The organism is Deltaproteobacteria bacterium (assembly GCA_009930495.1).
Classification (GTDB): Bacteria; Desulfobacterota; Desulfovibrionia; order Desulfovibrionales; family Desulfomicrobiaceae; genus Desulfomicrobium.
Genome location: RZYB01000383.1, coordinates 1 through 1,465 on the forward strand (window position 1 = coordinate 1; position 1,465 = coordinate 1,465).

3 protein-coding genes are annotated in these 1,465 nt (G+C 58.8%); 2 read left to right on the top strand and 1 reads right to left on the bottom strand.

Annotated elements, in window-relative coordinates; translation table 11 throughout:
• A partial coding sequence (locus EOL86_14865; GenBank protein NCD26850.1) for a hypothetical protein occupies positions 1 to 578 on the bottom strand: 578 nt, incomplete at its 3' end.
• 77 nt (positions 579 to 655) lie between these two features.
• Here EOL86_14865 and EOL86_14870 point away from each other — a divergent pair.
• Positions 656 to 1,198 (top strand): chemotaxis protein CheD, encoded by a 543-nt coding sequence (locus EOL86_14870; GenBank protein NCD26851.1) that lies wholly within the window; start codon positions 656 to 658, stop codon positions 1,196 to 1,198.
• 22 nt (positions 1,199 to 1,220) lie between these two features.
• The coding region (locus EOL86_14875; protein ID NCD26852.1) for a PAS domain-containing protein at positions 1,221 to 1,465 on the top strand (245 nt) is incomplete at its 3' end.

Sequence of the window (1,465 nt, forward strand, 5' to 3'; positions counted from 1 at the left end):
GCGAGGTACCCGCGCAGCCGTTGGACCAAGGCCTTTTGCAGGCGGGGTTCGAAGTGGTGCACGATCTGACGGCAAAGAATGACATCCATGGGTTCGCGCAGGCTGAAGCGTTCGAAAATATCCTGGCAGCGGAAATTGAGACGGGCGCGCACGCCGGGCCGCAAGCGGACCTCGGCCTTGGTCGCGCTCCGGCTGCGCAGGAAATAGCGCGCGACAAGTTCCCGGGGCAGATGATCGACGCTTCTGGCTGGATAGACGCCACGGCGGGCGCGCTGGACATTGTCCGGCAGGAAGTCCGTGGCCAGGATGGAAAAGGCGAAGGGCCCATGTACGCGGACTGTTTCCAGGCAGGTGATGGCCAGACTGTAGGCGTCCAGACCGTGATCGCAGCCCACGGCCAGGAAGGTCGACGGTGGTTCGGCCCGATGTCGGAGGTGGTCGGCCAGGATTTCGTTTAGGAAATGGAGTTGCTCGGGCTGGTGGAAAAAACCATGGCCCGAGCCCAGGGCGTCGATGAGGTAGGGAAGCTCCAGCCGTAAGCCGGAAAAAAAACTGTTGCGTTCGGCCGGGTTTTCCATGGATAAAGCAGAAAATCGTTTTTGTGTCCGGGAATGGGTGTCGCACTATGTTGTTTGGATCGGCAATGCAAACCACCATGCTCAATAAAAATTTCAATTTGCCCGTGGAACTTCGGGGCTCGGAGGACACGCCCCTGGCGCACCATTATCTGCTGGTGGGCCAGGGTGGGGTGTTTACCAAACCGACATTGGTACAGACGGTGCTTGGTTCCTGCGTTTCCGTGACCATGTTTTGTCCGGCCAACCAATGGGGCGGCATTTTTCATGCGTTGCTGCCCCGGCGCGTTAATTATGCGGATCGTGACAGCACCGGCGACTATTACCGATATGTGGATTCGGCCATTTGGCAACTGTTGCGGCAGTTCACCAAGGCCGGCATCGCGCCCTCCAGTCTGGAATGCAAGGTTTTTGGCGGTGCGTCCCCGTTGCACCGGAACATGGGGGATTCGGCCGGGAACCGCAACGTCGAGACCGCTATCGCGGTTCTCGAGGACGCGGGCTTGAAGGTTCTGGCCTCCAGCGTTGGCGGCAAACACGGCCGCAAATTGTTCTTCCGTACCGATACCGGTCTTGTCCTGCAAAAACGTTTTCTGACCACTCCCGCCCAGGCCTTCATGTGATGGCCGCTTTTTTCGACCATTCATGACAAATCTGGATCCGTCCTTTCTCGCGGATCGGTGCCGGAATCTGGAAACGGAACTGGCCCGTGTCACCGCCCGCATGCATACCCTGGTGCAGGGCTCGCCTTTGGGTATTTTTTTCGACGATGCCGAGGACAATTGCGTTTTCGTCAACCAGACTTTTTGCGACATGATGGAGCTTTCGTTGGCCGAAGCCCTCGGTAACGGCTGGGCGCGGACCGTGCATCCGGACGACCTGGATCGTCT

Bases quoted from the DNA above. Each gene is read 5' to 3' on its own strand.
- EOL86_14870 (NCD26851.1), top strand. From the start codon at position 656: ATGCTCAATAAAAATTTCAATTTGCCCGTGGAACTTCGGGGCTCGGAG.